This window comes from Lysobacter antibioticus (assembly GCF_001442535.1).
GTDB lineage: Bacteria > Pseudomonadota > Gammaproteobacteria > Xanthomonadales > Xanthomonadaceae > Lysobacter > Lysobacter antibioticus.
In genome coordinates this window covers 3,351,816-3,368,469 of sequence record NZ_CP013141.1, presented here as the reverse complement: position 1 = coordinate 3,368,469, position 16,654 = coordinate 3,351,816, and the positions used below count along the sequence as shown (strand labels likewise).

15 protein-coding genes are annotated in these 16,654 nt (G+C 66.6%); 5 read left to right on the top strand and 10 right to left on the bottom strand.

From position 1 onward, the window contains the following. Window positions 1–136: 136 nt before the first annotated feature. The 10 genes from GLA29479_RS13515 to GLA29479_RS13470 form a co-directional block, all read right to left on the bottom strand. Window positions 137–760, bottom strand: a complete 624-nt coding sequence (locus tag GLA29479_RS13515) for a hypothetical protein (RefSeq protein WP_211264987.1) — start codon at window positions 758–760, stop codon at window positions 137–139. Window positions 761–788: 28 nt separating this feature from the next. Further along, window positions 789–1,577: a DUF899 domain-containing protein gene (locus GLA29479_RS13510; RefSeq protein ID WP_057971901.1), complete on the bottom strand. Its 789-nt coding sequence runs from the start codon at window positions 1,575–1,577 to the stop codon at window positions 789–791. 285 nt (window positions 1,578–1,862) lie between these two features. Continuing rightward, complete coding sequence (locus GLA29479_RS13505) at window positions 1,863–2,543, bottom strand: Vgb family protein (RefSeq protein ID WP_057971900.1); 681 nt, start codon at window positions 2,541–2,543, stop codon at window positions 1,863–1,865. 46 nt (window positions 2,544–2,589) lie between these two features. Then, the gene (locus tag GLA29479_RS13500) at window positions 2,590–3,810 is read right to left on the bottom strand and encodes a hypothetical protein (RefSeq protein WP_057971899.1); all 1,221 of its coding nucleotides are present in this window, start codon (window positions 3,808–3,810) and stop codon (window positions 2,590–2,592) included. Window positions 3,811–3,958: 148 nt separating this feature from the next. Next, window positions 3,959–4,327 (bottom strand): hypothetical protein, encoded by a 369-nt coding sequence (locus GLA29479_RS13495; protein ID WP_057971898.1) that lies wholly within the window; start codon window positions 4,325–4,327, stop codon window positions 3,959–3,961. A 76-nt stretch (window positions 4,328–4,403) separates the two neighbouring features. Continuing rightward, window positions 4,404–5,342: a DUF6929 family protein gene (locus tag GLA29479_RS13490; protein ID WP_057971897.1), complete on the bottom strand. Its 939-nt coding sequence runs from the start codon at window positions 5,340–5,342 to the stop codon at window positions 4,404–4,406. Window positions 5,343–5,591: 249 nt separating this feature from the next. After that, the gene (locus GLA29479_RS13485) at window positions 5,592–6,851 is read right to left on the bottom strand and encodes a delta-60 repeat domain-containing protein (RefSeq protein WP_057971896.1); all 1,260 of its coding nucleotides are present in this window, start codon (window positions 6,849–6,851) and stop codon (window positions 5,592–5,594) included. Between the two features lie 845 nt (window positions 6,852–7,696). Next, complete coding sequence (locus tag GLA29479_RS13480; RefSeq protein ID WP_057971895.1) at window positions 7,697–8,485, bottom strand: TSCPD domain-containing protein; 789 nt, start codon at window positions 8,483–8,485, stop codon at window positions 7,697–7,699. Between the two features lie 155 nt (window positions 8,486–8,640). Beyond that, window positions 8,641–9,192 carry a hypothetical protein gene (locus GLA29479_RS25320; protein WP_057916718.1) on the bottom strand — a complete coding sequence of 184 codons (552 nt, stop codon included), beginning with the start codon at window positions 9,190–9,192 and terminating at the stop codon, window positions 8,641–8,643. Between the two features lie 270 nt (window positions 9,193–9,462). Beyond that, window positions 9,463–11,616 (bottom strand): adenosylcobalamin-dependent ribonucleoside-diphosphate reductase, encoded by a 2,154-nt coding sequence (locus tag GLA29479_RS13470; protein WP_057916717.1) that lies wholly within the window; start codon window positions 11,614–11,616, stop codon window positions 9,463–9,465. An 839-nt stretch (window positions 11,617–12,455) separates the two neighbouring features. Between GLA29479_RS13470 and GLA29479_RS13465 the strand changes: the two genes are divergently transcribed. From GLA29479_RS13465 to GLA29479_RS13445, 5 genes are all read left to right on the top strand, one after another. Beyond that, the gene (locus GLA29479_RS13465) at window positions 12,456–13,892 is read left to right on the top strand and encodes a Do family serine endopeptidase (RefSeq protein ID WP_057971894.1); all 1,437 of its coding nucleotides are present in this window, start codon (window positions 12,456–12,458) and stop codon (window positions 13,890–13,892) included. A 166-nt stretch (window positions 13,893–14,058) separates the two neighbouring features. Next, entirely contained in the window at window positions 14,059–14,421 is a 363-nt protein-coding gene (locus tag GLA29479_RS13460) for a hypothetical protein (protein ID WP_031372044.1), read from the top strand. Between the two features lie 2 nt (window positions 14,422–14,423). Continuing rightward, window positions 14,424–14,969, top strand: coding sequence for a hypothetical protein (locus GLA29479_RS13455; RefSeq protein WP_057971893.1), 546 nt, complete (start codon window positions 14,424–14,426; stop codon window positions 14,967–14,969). Continuing rightward, on the top strand, window positions 14,966–15,403 hold the full coding sequence (locus GLA29479_RS25315) for a hypothetical protein (protein ID WP_057971892.1): 438 nt from the start codon (window positions 14,966–14,968) through the stop codon (window positions 15,401–15,403). The genes GLA29479_RS13455 and GLA29479_RS25315 overlap by 4 nt, the downstream gene beginning before the upstream one ends. Before the next feature lie 32 nt (window positions 15,404–15,435). Continuing rightward, window positions 15,436–16,545, top strand: a complete 1,110-nt coding sequence (locus tag GLA29479_RS13445; RefSeq protein WP_057973196.1) for an AI-2E family transporter — start codon at window positions 15,436–15,438, stop codon at window positions 16,543–16,545. Window positions 16,546–16,654 lie beyond the last annotated feature (109 nt).

Genomic DNA, 16,654 nt, shown 5'->3' with positions numbered 1-16,654 from the left:
CGTCCCATCGTTGTGGGATTGGAATACGGAGTCGCGCGACGGCACGGGCTCGCTCGGTAGAAACGCGGAGACCGTCGCGTTGTGAAATCAACGCTGCGCAGCGGCTGCCGGGAAATCTGCAGCGCGTATGCCCGAATCAGCGCAACACGATCAACAGCACGCCGGTGATCGCCAGGACGGCGGACCAGGCCCGGCTGGCCGCAACGCCGCTCAGACGATGGGCCTGCGCGGCGACGCCGCGCGACACCGCAGCGGCGATGACACCGGTGGTGGCCAAGGTCGCCGCCATGTGCACCGCGACGGCGGCGAGCGCAAGGATCATCGAACCCGAGGCGGTGATCTCACGCGCCGGGCTGCCGGACAAACACATCGGCGCCAAGGCCGGCACCAGCATCAAGCCGCTGCCGTGCACGGTCGCCATCAGGAACGACCAGAGCGCGATGCCGGCGCTGCCGGCGTTCGCGCTCTGCGGTGCGGGCGGCCTGGCACCGCGCAACCATCGGTACGAAGCCACGCACATCAGCAGGGCGCCGGCGACGCCCTGGACTTGCACACGATCCATCTGCAGACCCTGGGCGAAGGCATAGGCCACGATCGCGATCGACAGCACGTGGCCGATCGCGATCGGCAGCAGCGCGCGCCAGACCTGGGCCTTGTCGCGCACGCCGCAAGCGGCAGCGAACATCCAGCCGGTCGCCGGGCTCAATCCATGCAGGGCGCCGAGTCCGGCGACCACCATCCACGGCCACAGACTCGCCATGACGCGCTCCTAGCAATGGATGGCCAGCTCAGTCGTGCGTCCGGCAGCACGAACCGGTCGCGGCCGCCGGCGTGGCCGCGGATGCAGGCTCGTAGCGGTCGCGATGCCGCACCCATTCCATCGGATAGCTCAACGCCTCTTCGTTGCGGCCCTTGGGCGTGAGATCGATCAGCGGATAAGCGCCCATCATCACCTCCACGCCGCGTCCGTATCGCGAATAGGTATGGAAGACCTCGCCCGCCTCGTCCTTGTAGAACACGCTGACGCCGGGCGCTTCCACGTGCGGGAACGCTTGCACGGTGTAGTTGTAGGGCACCTCGCCGCTCGCGACTTCCTCGGCAGTGAAGCTGACGCCGAAATCGTGATTGAAGTCGTTGCCGTACGACGACACCCAAGGAAACTGCCAGCCCATGCGCTGGCGGAAACGTTCGATATCGGCGAGCGGCGCGCGCGAGACGACCACCAGGGTGACGTCGCGCTGCGCCAGGTGCGGGTTGGCGCCGTCGTTATGGTCGGCCATGTAGGAACAGCTCTTGCAACCCTGCTCCCAACCCGGTGCGAACATGAAGTGCTGCACCAACAACTGACGGCGGCCGTCGAACAGTTCGGCGAGGCTGCGCGGGCCTTGCAAGGTATCGAAGACATAGTCCTTGTCGACGCGCACCCAGGGCAGCGCGCGTCGCGCGCTGGCGATCTCGTCGCCGAGGCGCGTCAGTTCTTTTTCGCGCGCCAGTAATTTCATGCGTGCGGCCGTCCAACGGTCCCTGGATACGACCGGGTGATGCAGGGCGTTCAACTCGGCAGTGACGGTGTTCATGGTGTGCTCCCAGGCTCGAAGAGCCCAATGATGTTGAAATGGTGTGGATCTGAATCAATGCACCGCTGGTCGCGCGCAGCCTGGCGGTGCGCCGGGTACTCGATCGTCGAGACGAACGCATCCCTCGGCACAGGCGTGTTCGGCCTGTGCGCTGAGTTCGTTGCCAAGGTTCGCTACGGCGTCGGTTGAAGGGCTTGGACGCTGCCCCATGCTCGAGACAGGCGAAGCGAGCGATGTCGCTTCGCTGTCGGTCGCCTGGCGCGACAGCGGAGGAACTGCCTGCGATCAGGCCGCGGCGCGTCTCGGACGTCGCACGGCGCGGACTTTTCCGCTGCCTCCGCCGCCGCAGTAGAACAAGTCCGCGCCATCGGATTCGAGCCCGCTGACGTTGACGCCCGGCGGCATTTCCAGGCACTCCAGGACCGTGCCGTCGGCGGGGTCGATGCGGCGGAGCTCGCTGTCGTCGCCCTCCCAGGTGCCGTGCCACAGCTCGCCGTCGACCCAGGTCACGCCGGTGACGAAGCGGTTGGACTCGATCGAACGAATCACCGCACCGGTTTGCGGATCGACCTGGTGGATCTTGCGATCGCGGTACTGGCCTACCCACAGGCTGCCCTCGGCCCAGGTCAGCCCCGAATCGCCGCCGTTGCCCGGCGCCGGAATCGAGGCCACGACCTTGCCGGTGGCCGGATCGATCTTGTCGATGCGGGCCTCGGCGATCTGGTACAGGTAGGTGCCATCGAAGGCCGTGCCTGCATCGCAGGCGACGTCGAGCGAATCCATGGGCTCGCCGCTGGCCGGGTCGAAAGCGACCAACTTGGCCCCGGTGGCGGCCCATACCCGGCGGCCGTCGTAAGTCACGCCGCCTACCCGCTCGGTGCCGCCGAACGGTCCGTACTCGCGCACGACCTGCGCTGCACGTGTAGTGACCGGGCGGCTGCTGGGTTTGTTTACGTTGCTGCTCATCGCTGGCTCCTCGTGGCGCAAGTCGGGTCGGCGCCTGGAAACGACTCTATTCAATCGGCAACGCGGCAGGGAGTAACAAGATCGTCGTGAATCCGGCCAAGGGCGGCGCCACCCAACGCTGGGCCCGCGCCCGGCCGATCGAGCGCACCCGTCCGGCGGCTTCGAGCTCGGCCAGCGCGCGCTGGACGGTGCGCTGACTGGCACCCAGCGCCAGCGACAGGGCCGAAGTCGACCAGGCCGCGCCGTCGGAAAGCAGCGCCACCAGCGAGGCCTGTTCGCCGTCGATCGGCGGCGCCAGCACCACGACTGTGCGGTCCTTATGGGGTTTGAGAACGAAGCCGCGCGCGCTCGCCTCGATCTGGGCGAAGCCGCCGACCAGCGAACGCAGGCGGCCGATCTCGACCCGCAGCCGGGCGCGATGGGTTTCGTCGGGGCGGCTCATATGGAAGGCGCACTCGATCAGGGTTTCCCGATCGACATCGCCCGGCCAAGCCTCGGCGAGCGCGAGCGCCAAGGCGAACAACACCGGCCGACGCGTCAGCGCTTGCCACGACCCGCCAGCGCGAATACCGCGACGGCAGGCGTCGACCACCAGCGCATCCGACTCCAACAGCGCCGCAACTTCCTCTAGACGCAGCGCTTGCTCGCCGTCGGCGGAAAGCCGGCGAGCGGCGGGGCGATCCAGCGCCCGCCTCGCCTCGGTCACCTCGGCCGACAACGCCGGCACGCCGGCGCGAGCCGCGGCCGCCTGCGCGCGATCGAGCGCCGCGCGCGCAACCTCGGTCTGCAACGAACGCAACGACAACTCGGCGGAAGTCAGCTCGGCCATGGCCACCAGCGACGGCGGCAGCGCCTGCGCGTCGAGCTTGGCCAGCGCCGCCGCGGCCTCATCGAGCCGGCCGAGCAACAACAGACGGCGCGCCGCGATCAACCAGGCCTGCAGCGCGTTAGCGCGATCGGCGCGCGCCTCCAAGGTCGCCGCCGCGGCGGTCAAGGCCCGTGGCGAACCGCCGAGATCGCGCATCGCCAGCGCCACCTCGGCCTCGGCCACCACGCAACGCGCCCGCGCCAACTCCTCATGGCCGCCGAAACCGCGCGCGGCGCGGCGCAACAACTCGCGGGCACGCGGATGGTCGCCGAGCTGGGCCATGGCGATGCCGCGCAAGGCCAGGGCCGGCGGATCGTCGCGCAGCGCGACCCGCTTGAGCGCACCCAGCGCATCGCCGGCGGCGAGCGCGCGTGCGGAGGCGGCGATCAGGGAGTCCATGGGGAAAGGCTACCTCGCCGCGGTCTCGGACGCGCGTGACTGCCTCGCTGCGGCCGCCAGCCGGCCGCAGCGGGTCGTTCGACTGCATCCGCAGCGAACCGCGCCATGAACCTGCGGCGGGCGCAGCTGCGGCATCGACACCGATCACTCAGACACTGTTGGCGAGCTTCGGCAACCAGAAGAACCCGGCCGCCACCGCGCCGAGCAATAAAACGGTGACGTAGTAGTTGACGACCGCGAGCGACGAAACCCAGTACAGCTTCGCTTCGCGCGACTTGGCCCGAAACAGGACCAGCAGCGCCAGCGCGGCCGACACCAACAGTACGCCGAAGCACAGCAGTGCACTGTTATGCATCAGCGTCATGCTCGAAACCGAAAACGCAGGCACATGGCTTCCGAAAGACAAGAGATGGGCCGAGCCGTAGCTGGCCAGAACGCCCGAGGCGATCGTGTGCGCCGCAACCAGGACGGCGCAGCTGACGATGTAGAAGAGCGTGGTGAGGATTGCCTTGATCATTCCATTGCACCTCGTGTCCGGGTCGCACCGTGCGTGGCGCCATCCTGCCACGCGGCCAGCGCCTCGTCTTCGATGATTAGCGCGCCTGCGGTTGCTGGCCGGGCGGAGGCCATCGCAGACGGCGGAGCCCCGATGGCACGCTGGGGTCGTCGGCATCGGTCGTCAGCCAGAGCGTGCCTTGCTCATCGAAAGCGATGCCCTCCACCTTGAAACCGCCATCCAACCGGCCCGTCCACGTCAACTTGCCGCTCGCGTCGCACGCTGCCAACACGGCCCCAGCGCATCGGCCGTCGTCGTAGGCGTTCGAGGTATCTTCCGCCACCGCGCTGAGCAGCCAGCCGCCTTCCACAAGGGGAGTCGCATCGGTAATGCCGACAGGCACTTCGCCTATCCGGCCCAGATCGAGTTCGGCGAAACGCACCGGAGGCACCTGAGCCGCACCCTCATCGGCCAGTAGAAAACCGATTACCAGGCCCAGGTCGAGGCGAAAGCATCCGTTCGCCGGCGCGCCCCGGTTGGCCCGGCTGAACAAGCACAAGTCGTCGCCCTGCACGAGCCCGGCTTCGATGTTCAACTCTCCGACATGACTGCGCAGCACGTCGTGCAGTCGCGTCAGGGAAACCGCTCGCGCGGCGCCCGCAAGGCTGCCGTCCGAGTCGAGGCCGACGATATAGGCGAAGTCGCGTTGCGCGCGCGAACCGGAGCCCCAGGCGACCAACATCGGCGGACGACCCTCGTCCCCCGGCACATGGAAGAGCGCCTCCAGGTCTCGCTTCCGGCGCTTGCGCTCCGCGGGATCGGTCGGCAGCCGCGCTTCGAGCAGAGGCAACATCCGCAACGATCCGGCCTCCACATCGGCGCTTCGCAATGCGATCAGATGATTCTCGTCGTCGGCGACGATGTAGAACCAATCGCCCACGATCGCCAAGCCACTGGCCGAGCTGATATGCGGCTGCCCCCGAGGATGCGAGGCCGGGTCGATTTCCAGGGAGCGAACGAGCGTCGAGAAGATCATTGCCGGAAGGAATACGAGAGGTTCCGCATTATGTCCACTCAGGGCCGCGGGCGGTCCGGGTTGGGCCAATGCCGCTGCATAACGGCGGCGATGATACGTCGCCGGATTGGCATACCTGCTTCTGCGCCCAACCAACGCCTCAGGCGCCCGCGAACAGATTAGGGTCTTCCCAGAAAAAACCCCTCCCGCCGCAGCGGGCGAGAGGGGCGTTCCTGATGCTGCCGTCGAGGCTGGCGCTCGAGCCTCGGTTTATTGATAGCGCGCGACAACGAAGGCCGCCGGCGAGTTGCCATAGCCCGCGACGACGATTTTGCCGTCGCCCTGTATGGCGAGCCCTTGAACCGCGGCATTCGCACTGCCGACGCTGGTGACGACAGGCGCGAAGCTGGCGTCCTGGTTGCCGTACTGGTCGTAGCGATTCAAGGTCAACTGGCGGTAGCTGCCCGCCTTGGAATAGCCGCCGACAATGATGCCTCCGTTGGCATCGATGGCGACATCGCTGCCGATCGCATCGCCACTACCGATGGAGGTAAGGACCTTGCCGGTGCCGGATCCAAAGTAGCTGTCCAGCGCGCCTGTGCTGGTGTAACGAACCGCAGCCAGTCGGTAGTAACCGCCGCTCGTGCTGTTCGCGTAGCCAGCGGCGACGATGTTGCCATCGCTTTGAATCGCCAGCGAAGTGGCGATGGCGGCGTTACCGGTGAACGTGCCGCCCACATTGGTCAGCACTTTACCGCCGGTGCCGAACGTGGCGTCCAGCGCGCCCGTCGTGGTGTAGCGCGTCAACGCGAATACGGTGCCGCCGCTCGACGCATAGCCGGCCAACACGGGTTTGCCATCCGCCTGGATGGCCAGGCTGTTGGCGAGGGCCGAGCTGGTGCCGACCGTCGATGTGACGGTGCCGGTACCGCTGCCGAAGCTGTAATCCAAGGTACCGCCGCTGGTAAGGCGCGCCAGCGCAAAACCGGAACCGGCATAGCCCGCAACCCAGATTGAGGTCCCCTGGATGGCAACGGCGTAGGCTTCCGAAGCGCCCGCGTAGAAATTGACGGTCGCCTTGCCCGAGCTGCCAAAGCCGGTGTCCAGCGAACCATCCGTGTTGTAGCGATAAACGGTGAAGTTGCGGGTGGAGGTGAAGTTCGGGCACGAAGCACCTGCAACGACGATCTTGCCATCGGCCTGCAGGGCGAGTGCGCGCGCCTGTCCCGAGCAACTGCCGGACGGCGTGGTGGTGACCTTGCCGGTGCCGTTAAAGCTCGTATCCAGCGCACCGCTCGTCGTATAACGGGCCAGTGCGAACTCGCCGAGCGCGGTCTGGCCGGCGGCGACAATCCGTCCGTCCGGTTGGATGACCACCCGGGCGGCGGCACCGTAGTTGCCGAATGCGGTGGCGGTGATGCCGGCCGAACCGAACGCGGGGTCCAGCGATGCGGCCTGTGCGGGTGTTGCCAGTGCGCCGATCGCACTCATGGCGATGCCAAACGATACCTTCATCGGGTTGCCGATCACTGCTTGCTCTCCTTGTTGAATGTGCTTGAGTCCATTTGGGTTTCAATTCACACACCGTCGCTCGCCGTGCAGCGGCGGCGTGTTGAATGCGCAAGGTTTTAAAGGCGGCTGCGAGGGCGGCGCCGCTTGCCAAAGGTATCCGTACTTGATTACAGATATCGCGCAAGTAGCCGTGCAGCGCGGTTCCCAGGAGCTACGTATTCCAGTCGAATACTTCAAAGGAATCTGCAACCGATCTCCGAGATGCGGTTGTAGTTCTTCGTCGTTACGCTGAAAACCCACAGCGCGTTCTTGTGGCGGTCATACAGGTTATTGGCAAGCAACATGAAGCTGCCAAAGCCGTAGGCTATAACCTCGCCACACCTGACCGACCAGGCAGATCGGGCACCGCTAGCGTAGTTCCCCGCCGGCAGGCTTCAGCTTCAGACCACCCGCATCTGCTCCATGACCGTCCCGTAGTCGCATTTCCCCATGTACTGAACCAGGGTCACTCCCTGCTCTGTTCTTGAACCAGACCATGCTTACGCGTGCGATGGTGGGCATGCCACAGGTTCTGCACAGACATTCAGCGAGTTCCCCTTTGCTTAGTTTGCCCCAGGCAAATCTCCGTCGTTGAGACGTTCCGGAGACATGGGCCAGCCAGCGCCTGGGAGCACTGAACCCGACCTTTCGTAGCCATCACGGTCCGCTTTGGGTAGAAGCAATTTCTAAAAAAAGAAAAGGGGCTGCGGAGAGCCCCTTTTAGGTATCAGCAGTTTCCAGGCACCCGTACTAGCCACTTCTGGGTGCCCAACCAGCGGCTTAAGGTGCACGCACAGCAGCGCCACCCGAAGACCCAAGCAACCTCACCCGCACTTCGAATATCCGCAATTCAAGCAAGTCGCGCAGCCGTCCATCAGGACCAGGGCCTTGGTGCTGCACTTGTGGCACAGGGTCGCGGTCGGCGGGAAGGAGGCGCCTTCGCCGGTCACGGCGACGTCTTCGCTGCGCGACTCGACCGCGGATGCGGCGACGGGGGTTAGCTCAGAGTTTTTTTTTGAGCCGCGCTGCTCGTAGGCGGCGCGCTTTTCGGCGATGAGGGCGCGCTGGGCGTCGCTCATTTCCGGATCGTGGATCATGCCGATCGACTTGAGGTGGTCCTCGACGATGGCGCCCATCTCGGCGACCAACGAGGGCATGTAGACGCCGCCGGCCTTGAAATAGCCGCCACGCGGGTCGAACACGGCCTTCATTTCGTCGACCAGGAAGGTCACGTCGCCGCCCTTGCGGAACACGGCGGACATGATGCGGGTCAGCGCGACGATCCACTGGAAGTGGTCCATGTTCTTCGAGTTGATGAAGATCTCGAAGGGACGGCGCGACTCGTGCTCGGTGCCGGCGTTGAGGACGATGTCGTTGATGGTCACGTACAAGGCGTGCTCGAACAGCGGCGATTTGATCTTGTAGGTCGAGCCGATCAGGATCTCGGGGCGCTCGATGCGCTCGTGCATCTGGATGACGTCGGCCACCGGCAGTTCGTCGGCTTTGGCGGCCGCGGCGGCGCTGGCCGCGGAGACCTTCGCGGCTTCCTTGGTCTTGTCTTCCAGGCTGACGACGCTGTAGCCCTTGATTTTCTTTTCGATCTTGACGGCCATGGGCCCGACTCCTGGTGCTTCGTGCTTGTTCTTGTGTGGTGGCGCTGAACGGGTGACGCGGATACCTCAGGGGACCGGACGGTTCCGGCCGGCGGCCGTCGCCCCGACCCTCTCCCGCGGCGCGGGAGAGGGCGGAAACGCGAGGCGCCTATCGATCAACGCTTCTTCGCGGCCTTCTTGGCAGCCTTCTTCGCCGGTGCCTTCTTCGCGGCCTTCTTTACCGCAGCCTTCTTGGCGGCCTTCTTCACGGCGGCTTTCTTGGCCGGCGCCTTCTTGGCTGCGGCCTTCTTCGCCGGAGCCTTCTTGGCGGTCGCCTTCTTGACGGCCTTGGCCGCCTTCTTCGCTACCTTCTTGACCGCCTTGGTCGCCTTCTTCGCGGCCTTCTTCACGGCTTTCTTGGCCGTGGCTTTCTTGGTCGCTTTCTTGGCGGCCTTCTTCGCAGCCTTCTTGGCCGGCTTCTTGCCGGTGGCCTTGGCCTTCAGCGCGGTCGCTTCCTTCTTCGCCTTGGCGCTGGCGGTCGCGAGCTTCTTCTTGGCCGTGCCGACGGCCTTCTTGGCGGCCTTGCGGGCCTTGGTCGCGGTCTTCTTGACCGAAGCCACGGCTTCCTCGGCGCGGTTGGCGATGGCGCTGCCGATGTTGGACGCCGTTTCTTTGACGTTCTCGGCGGCCTGGGTCAGGGTCGCCGTCACTCCATTACCGTTGCTCATGGTGCCCTCCTCGTGGGCGTTTTTTCTAATGGGCGGTACGTACGCGGTACGTGTAATCGGGGTCTTGCCGGAGCGATGCTATACCTGCTGCGCGGGCGTAGACAGGGGTCGGTCTTCAGCGCCCGAGGCCGTCGCGGCGAAACCTGGCGGATGAACGCGGAATCGGCCTGAATTCCGCGTCCGGCGTAACGGCCGCCGTGCCCGTACTGCGTGATCGTACTCACCTGCCGCGCGCGCCCGGCGGACCGGGCGGGCGCTCAAGTGCGCCGATCAGAACTTGCCGTAATACCCTTCCTTGAGCGCGTCGAACAGGTTGGCGGCGGTGTGCATCTCGCCGTCGTATTCGATCTGCTCGTTGCCCTTGACCTCGAGCACGCTGCCGTCTTCGAGCTCGAAGCGGTAGGTGGTGTTTTCCAGGTCGGCTTCCTTGACCAGCACGCCCTGGAAGGCGGCCGGGTTGAAGCGGAAGGTGGTGCAGCCCTTGAGGCCCTGCTCGTGGGCGTAGCGGTAGATGTCCTTGAAGTCCTCGTACGGGTAGTCCGTGGGGACGTTCGCGGTCTTCGAAATCGAGCTGTCGACCCACTTCTGCGCGGCGGCCTGGACGTCGACGTGTTCCTTCGGGGTGATGTCGTCGGCGGAAATGAAGTAGTCGGGCAGCTTGGCCTCGGCTTCTTCGCTGAACGGCATCGCCTTGGCGTTGATCAGCTCGCGGTAGGCCAGCAGCTCGAAGGAATAGACGTCGACCTTTTCCTTGGACTTCTTGCCTTCGCGGATCACGTTGCGGCTGTAGTGGTGGGCGAACGAGGGCTCGATGCCGTTGGAGGCGTTGTTGGCCAGCGACAGCGAAATGGTGCCGGTCGGGGCGATCGAACTGTGGTGGGTGAAGCGGGCGCCGATGTCGGCCAGCTCCTCGACCAGCTCCGGGGCCACGCCGGCCACCCGCTGCATGTAGCGCGAGTACTTGGCGTGCAGGACCTTGCCCGGGATCTCCTGGCCGATCTTCCAGCCGTCGGCCTTCATCTCCGGGCGCTTGCGCAGCATCTCGGCGGTGACGGCGAAGCGCTCTTCCATGATCGGGGCCGGGCCCTTCTCCTTGGACAGGGCCAGGCCCATTTCCCAACCGGCCACGGCCATTTCGCGGGCGATGCGGTCGGTGAACTCGCAGGACTCGGCCGAGCCGTACTTCATGCGCAGCATGGTCACGGTGCTGCCCAGGCCCAGGAAGCCCATGCCGTGGCGGCGCTTGCGCATGATCTCGGCGCGCTGCTGTTCCAGCGGCAGGCCGTTGACCTCGACCACGTTGTCGAGCATGCGGGTGAACACGCGCACGACTTCCTTGTATTCCTCCCAATCGAACTCGGCCCGATCGGTGAAGGCGTTGCGGACGAACTTGGTCAGGTTGACCGAACCCAGCAGACAGGCACCGTACGGCGGCAGCGGCTGCTCGCCGCAGGGGTTGGTCGCGCGGATGGTCTCGCACCACCAGTTGTTGTTCATCTCGTTGACACGGTCGATCAGGATGAACCCGGGCTCGGCGTAGTCGTACGTCGAGACCATGATCATGTCCCACAGATGGCGGGCGCGGATGTGGCCGTAGATCTTGCACGCGACTAGGCCGTCCTCGCGGACCACGTAGTTGCGGGTGGTCGGCCAATCGCGCCAGACCACCTGGTTCGGGTCTTCCAGGTCGACGTCGCCCTGTTCCTTGATGTTGACCGGGAACACCAGCGGCCAGTCGGCGTCGGTCTTGACCGCCTCCATGAAGCCGTCGGTGATCAGCAGCGACAAGTTGAACTGGCGCAGGCGGCCGTCTTCGCGCTTGGCGCGGATGAAGTCCTTCACGTCCGGGTGGCTGACGTCGAAGGTGCCCATCTGGGCGCCGCGGCGGCCGCCGGCCGAGGACACGGTGAAACACATCTTGTCGTAGATATCCATGAAGGACATCGGACCGGAGGTGTAGGCGCCGGCGCCGGCGACGAAGGCGCCGCGCGGACGCAGGGTGCTGAATTCGTAGCCGATGCCGCAGCCCGCCTTGAGGGTCAGGCCGGCTTCGTGCACCTTTTCGAGGATGCCGTCCATCGAGTCTTCGATGGTGCCCGAGACGGTGCAGTTGATCGTCGAGGTGGCGGGCTTGTGCTCCAGCGCGCCGGCGTTGGAGGTGATGCGGCCGGCCGGGATGGCGCCGCGGCGCAGCGCCCAGACGAAACGCTCGTACCAGTACTGCTGCTTCTCGGCGCTGGGCTCGGCGTCGGCCAGGGCGCGTGCGACGCGTTGATAGGTGGCATCGATATCGCTATCGACCGCTTCGCCGCTCTTGGTCTTGAGGCGGTATTTCTTGTCCCAGATGTCCTGGGACGCGGGTTGCAGGGCGATGTCTTTATCTGCCACCGCGTTCTTGACCGCCTCGAGGCGCACCGTGCTCATGCCTGTTTCGTCTCCTGAATCTTGACGGCGGGCCGTTCGGTTGCGCCCGCCATCGGTGGTTTCTTTTTGTGCTGGTAACCGGGGTTTATCTAAAGCCGGTGTCTGTCTAAGCCTGGACTTAGCTAAGCCGGGGCTTAGCTAAGGTCGTGCGTGTTGCGGGTGGAACGGGTCTTCGTCGAGACCTGGGTCGAATCGGTAACCGGGGCGTTGCGTTCGCTTTACTGCCGTCAGCTCATCCATGTATCGAGTCGCGCGTGTACAGCGTGTGCGGGTACTGCTGCCTGGCGCCGGCGGGCCGGAACCGGGTTTCGGAGCCGCCGCCAGCCCCCCGCCGACGGCGACGCACGCGTTCGCGTTGATTACGCGCCACGTGCGGTATTTGGCTGGTCTTTGCGGTTCGCGCCTGTTCCCGTCATGCGCCCGCTCGCTATCAAGGCTACGCACCGACCGACCCAAGCTGAACCCCTATGCTTGGGCTCCTTCCACGAAGCCGACCACTAGATGTTGTGGCCTCGCAGAGACTTCAAGCTACGCCCGGTGTTTCTGGAAGTCAACGGCTTTTTGATGGCTATCACGCTTTGTCAGTGTTGGCGCGGTCACGCATTCCAATTTCGGCGCGACCAGGCGGCGCGCGCGCGGCGAGGCCGCGGCGACACGATACGCGCGGGTACTTCATCGGCTATTTATTCGCATTCTCCGACACTGGCCACGACACTGAACGAGATCGCGCCGACGCGGTCCAAGCCCCTGCCAGCGCGCGGGCTTGATCGCCTGCGGCGGCGCCACGATCTCTGTGTTCTGCCCCCATCCCTTTCACCGTTGACCGGAACAGCGACTCGATGCGTCCCTTGCCGACCCTGCTGACCCTTGCCCTCGCCGCCGCCTTCGGCGGCTTCGCCGCCACCGCGATCCGCGAGGGGCTGCAAACGCCGGCCGAGGCTTCGCCGGCCGCCGCGGCCCTGCCGCTGCCGATCGCGGGCGCATTGCCGGCCTCGGTCGGCGGCCAGCCGGTGCCCTCGCTGGCGCCGATGCTGCAGCGGGTCACCCCGGCGGTGGTCAGCGTGCACACCAAGCAGACCGTGCGCATCCGCAACCCGTTCGCCAACGACCCGTTCTTCCGCCGCATGTTCCCAAACATCCCGCAGGAGCGGATCAACGAATCGCTGGGCTCGGGCGTGATCATCGACGCCAAGAACGGCTACGTGCTGACCAACCATCACGTCATCGAGGGCGCCGACGAAGTCTCGGTGACCCTGGCCGACGGCCGCACCATCAAGGCCGACTTCGTAGGTTCCGACCCCGACACCGACATCGCCCTGATGCGGGTGCCGGCGCAGAACCTCAGCGCGATCAGCCTGGCCGACTCGGACGCGCTGCGGGTCGGCGATTTCGTGGTCGCGGTCGGCAACCCCTTCGGCATCGGCCAGACCGTGACCTCGGGCATCGTCTCGGCGGTCGGCCGCAGCGGCCTGCGCGGCCTGGGCTACCAGAACTTCATCCAGACCGACGCCTCGATCAACCCGGGCAATTCGGGCGGCGCGCTGGTCAACCTCAATGGCGAGCTGATCGGCATCAACACCGCCAGCTTCAACCCGCAGGGCAGCATGGCCGGCAACATCGGCCTGGGCTTCGCGATCCCGGCCAACCTGGCGCGCAACATCAAGGACCAGTTGATCGCCAACAACGGCGTCGTGCGCCGCGGCAGCCTCGGTCTGGAATCTCAGGACGTGACCCCGCAGCTCGCCGCCGGCCTCAAGCTCGGCGAGCCGCGCGGCGCCCTGGTCTCGCGGGTGTTCGCCGGCAGCGCGGCGGCGGCGGCGGGCCTCAAGCCCGGCGACGTGATCCTGACCGCCAACGGCCAGCGCGTCGACGGCCGCGACGCCTTGCGCAACTTCGAGGGCCTGCAGGCGATCGGCAGCAAGATCGCCCTGGAAGTGCTGCGCGACGGCCAGCCGCTGCAGCTCAGCGCAAGCCTGCGCGAACAGGCCAAGGCGGTGGCCGGCGCCGACCTCGATGCGCGCCTGGGCGGCGCGACCTTCGCCGAGCTGCCCGAACGCCTGCGCCAGTCCGGTTTCTCCGGCGTGGTGGTCGAAAGCGTGGCCCGCGGCAGCCGCGCCGAAAAGAACGACCTGCGCAAGGATGACGTCATCGTCGCCGCCACCAGCGGCCAGTTCGACGATCTTCCGGGTTTCCGCGCGAGCTTCACGCGGGCTCCGGCACAGTTGGTTTTGCGAATCGTGCGCGGCAATCGTCGCGGCGATCTGCAGATGCAGTAACGTCGCGGGGGCATCCTGCGCCGTTGCCATCGGCATGAATGCGCGTCGCACCGCGGCGCGATCCGATCAATGCCGCCGAGGGCCGGGACCGCCCGGCACGTCGACGGCCCGCTAGAACCCTGGACTCGTTCAGCGGTTCATCCATGCAGCACGGAGGAACACCACGATGACCCCCACTTCGACCGACGCCATCAAGACCAACCTCGGCCAGGCCGGTACCCACCTCAAGCAGGCCGCCAGCGACGCAGGCGAAGCCATCCGCAGCGCCGCCGGCGTCGCGGGCGAGGAGCTCAAGCTCGGCAAGGCCAATGTGAAGTCCGACCTCGCCGACAGCGCGCTGGCCGGCATCGCCGCCGCCGAACATGCCGGCGGCGCCGCGCGCGAGCAGGTCGACGCCCTCATGGACAAGGGCCGCGACCTGATCGAAAGCGCCGCCGAACTCGTGCGCGAACGGCCGCTGGCTTCGTTCGGCGTCGCCTTCGCAGCCGGCTTCATCATCGCCAAGCTCGCCCGCGGCAGCGATAAGTAAGCGTGAGCGATCCCAGCCGCAGCGGCCCGCACTCCGCTTCAGGCGGCGACGACAGCCCCGACTCTGCCGGGCAGGGCCGGGGGCCGTCGATCGAGGACTCGTATCGCGAGATCCGCGATGCCGGCCGCGAAGGCCTGTCGGCGGCGATCGACACCGGCCGCGCCCTGCGCGGTCTGTTGATCGCCGACTTCGCCCTCGCCCGCAGCGCGCTCGGCCGCGCCCTGCTCTGGGTCAGCGTGGCGATCGTGTTCGGCGCATCGTCCTGGCTGCTGCTGATGGCGGCGCTGATCGCGCTGCTGCAGGGCGTGCTGGGCTGGTCGTGGCTGGCCTCGATGTTGGCCGCGTCCGGGCTGAGCCTGGTCGTGACCGCGGTCGGGGTGTGGCAGGCGCTGCATTACTTCGAGTTCACCCGCCTGCACGCCACCCGCCGCCAGTTGCGGCGCTTGGGCATGGGCGACCTCGACGACGAGGAACTGCAGGCGCATCTGGCCGCCGACGCCGGTCACGCGGCCCGCTATCACGGCAAGGACGACGGGAAGGCGCCATGAGCCGGTTCGAACGACTGCAACGACGCGTGCACAAACGCGAACACCTGCTCGAAGGCCGCTACGAGCAGGCGCTCGAACGCAAGGCCTTGCTCAAGGCCCGCTGGCACGAGGCCTGGACGCCGGGCCGGATCGTCATCGCCGGCCTGGTCAGCGGTTTTTTGATGGGCCGCGCCGAACCGGTCAAGATCGCAGCCAAGAGCAGCAACCTGATGCAGATCATCACCATGCTGTCGGGCCTGTTCGCCGGCAGCAGTGCGCAGAACGCGGCCGACCAGGCCGGTCGCGCCGCCGGCGAGGCCGGACACGCCGCCGACAACGCCGAGGCCGTCGCCGAAGCCAGCGGCGCGGTCGCGCCCGGGCTGACGACAGTGGCGCCGCCGCGGACGACGGCGCACAGTGCGCGCAACGACCGCACCGAATCGATCGAGCCTTGAGCACCTCCGCACCGCAACCGCCTGCCGCGCCCATCGAGCCGGACTCGGCCGAACCTCCGCCGGGCGATAGCGAGCCCGAGCCCGCCGCCGCCGCGACGCCGCGGCCGAAAGCGCCGGTGCCGCTGTACATACTCGCCGTGCTCGCGGTCGGCTACACCTTGTGGGCGGCCCAGGAACTGATCCTGCCGATCCTGTTGGCGGCCTTCTTCGCCCTGGTCGGCAACCCGATCCTGCGCCTGCTGCAGAAACTCTATCTGCCGCGTGTGGTCGGCGCGGTGGCGGTGATCGTCGGCGGGCTGGCGATTTCCGGCGTGCTCGCCCTGCAACTGGTCGAGCCGGCCAGCGAGTGGGTGCGCCAGGTCCCGCGCGAGATGAAACAGCTGGCGCCGAAACTGCGCGAGATGACCAAGCCGATGCAGGAGGCCAATCGCGCCGCGCAGAACATCGCGCGCGCCGCCGGCGGCGAAAGCACCAGCAAGCCGGTACAGGTGATCAAGACCGAACTCAACGACCCCTACCGCGCGCTGACCTCGACGCCGAAGTACGTCGCCCAGGTGTTGGCCGTGGTGCTGCTGACTTTCTTCTTCATGGTTTATGGCGAGTCCCTGCAGCGCAACGCGATCGCGCTGCTGCCGGGGCCGCAGCAGAAAAAACTGACGATCGACATCCTGCATTCGATCGAGCGCGAGATCTCGCGCTACGTGCTTACGATCACCCTGATCAACAGCGGCCTCGGCCTGGCCCTGGCCGGCGCGTTGTATGCGCTCGGCGTGCCGCTGCAGGAGTCGCTGCTGTGGGGCACGATGGCGGCGATCCTCAACTTCGCCCCCTTCGTCGGCCCGCTGATCGGCATGCTGATCATGCTGATGACCGGCCTGGTCGCGTTCGACGAATTGCTGCCGTCGCTGTTGCCGGCCGGCGTCTATCTGCTGCTGCACGCGATCGAGTCGCAGGCGGTCACCCCGATCGTGCTCGGCCGCAGCATGCGCCTGTCGCCGCTGGTGCTGATCCTGGCGCTGATGCTGTTCGGCTGGCTGTGGGGAATCATCGGCCTGCTGCTCGCCGTGCCGATGCTGGTCTGTGTGAAGCTGGTGCTGGCGCGCATCGAAGGGCTCGAGGGCTGGTCCAAGCTGCTGGAGTGACGCGGCGGCGATCCGCGCGCCGATCCGGCAGGGTCGGCCTGGGCGCACTTTCCTGAATACAGCCGCGCGTCGGCGGGCACCCGTATTGCGATCCACCCGCCCCTGTCAG

Bases quoted from the DNA above. Each gene is read 5' to 3' on its own strand.
- GLA29479_RS25315 (WP_057971892.1), top strand. From the start codon at position 14,966: ATGAGCCGGTTCGAACGACTGCAACGACGCGTGCACAAACGCGAACAC.
- GLA29479_RS13505 (WP_057971900.1), bottom strand. From the start codon at position 2,543: ATGAGCAGCAACGTAAACAAACCCAGCAGCCGCCCGGTCACTACACGT.
- GLA29479_RS13495 (WP_057971898.1), bottom strand. From the start codon at position 4,327: ATGATCAAGGCAATCCTCACCACGCTCTTCTACATCGTCAGCTGCGCC.
- GLA29479_RS13465 (WP_057971894.1), top strand. From the start codon at position 12,456: ATGCGTCCCTTGCCGACCCTGCTGACCCTTGCCCTCGCCGCCGCCTTC.
- GLA29479_RS13490 (WP_057971897.1), bottom strand. From the start codon at position 5,342: ATGATCTTCTCGACGCTCGTTCGCTCCCTGGAAATCGACCCGGCCTCG.
- GLA29479_RS13515 (WP_211264987.1), bottom strand. From the start codon at position 760: ATGGCGAGTCTGTGGCCGTGGATGGTGGTCGCCGGACTCGGCGCCCTG.
- GLA29479_RS25320 (WP_057916718.1), bottom strand. From the start codon at position 9,192: ATGAGCAACGGTAATGGAGTGACGGCGACCCTGACCCAGGCCGCCGAG.
- GLA29479_RS13470 (WP_057916717.1), bottom strand. From the start codon at position 11,616: ATGAGCACGGTGCGCCTCGAGGCGGTCAAGAACGCGGTGGCAGATAAA.
- GLA29479_RS13510 (WP_057971901.1), bottom strand. From the start codon at position 1,577: ATGAACACCGTCACTGCCGAGTTGAACGCCCTGCATCACCCGGTCGTA.
- GLA29479_RS13460 (WP_031372044.1), top strand. From the start codon at position 14,059: ATGACCCCCACTTCGACCGACGCCATCAAGACCAACCTCGGCCAGGCC.
- GLA29479_RS13500 (WP_057971899.1), bottom strand. From the start codon at position 3,810: ATGGACTCCCTGATCGCCGCCTCCGCACGCGCGCTCGCCGCCGGCGAT.
- GLA29479_RS13480 (WP_057971895.1), bottom strand. From the start codon at position 8,485: ATGGCCGTCAAGATCGAAAAGAAAATCAAGGGCTACAGCGTCGTCAGC.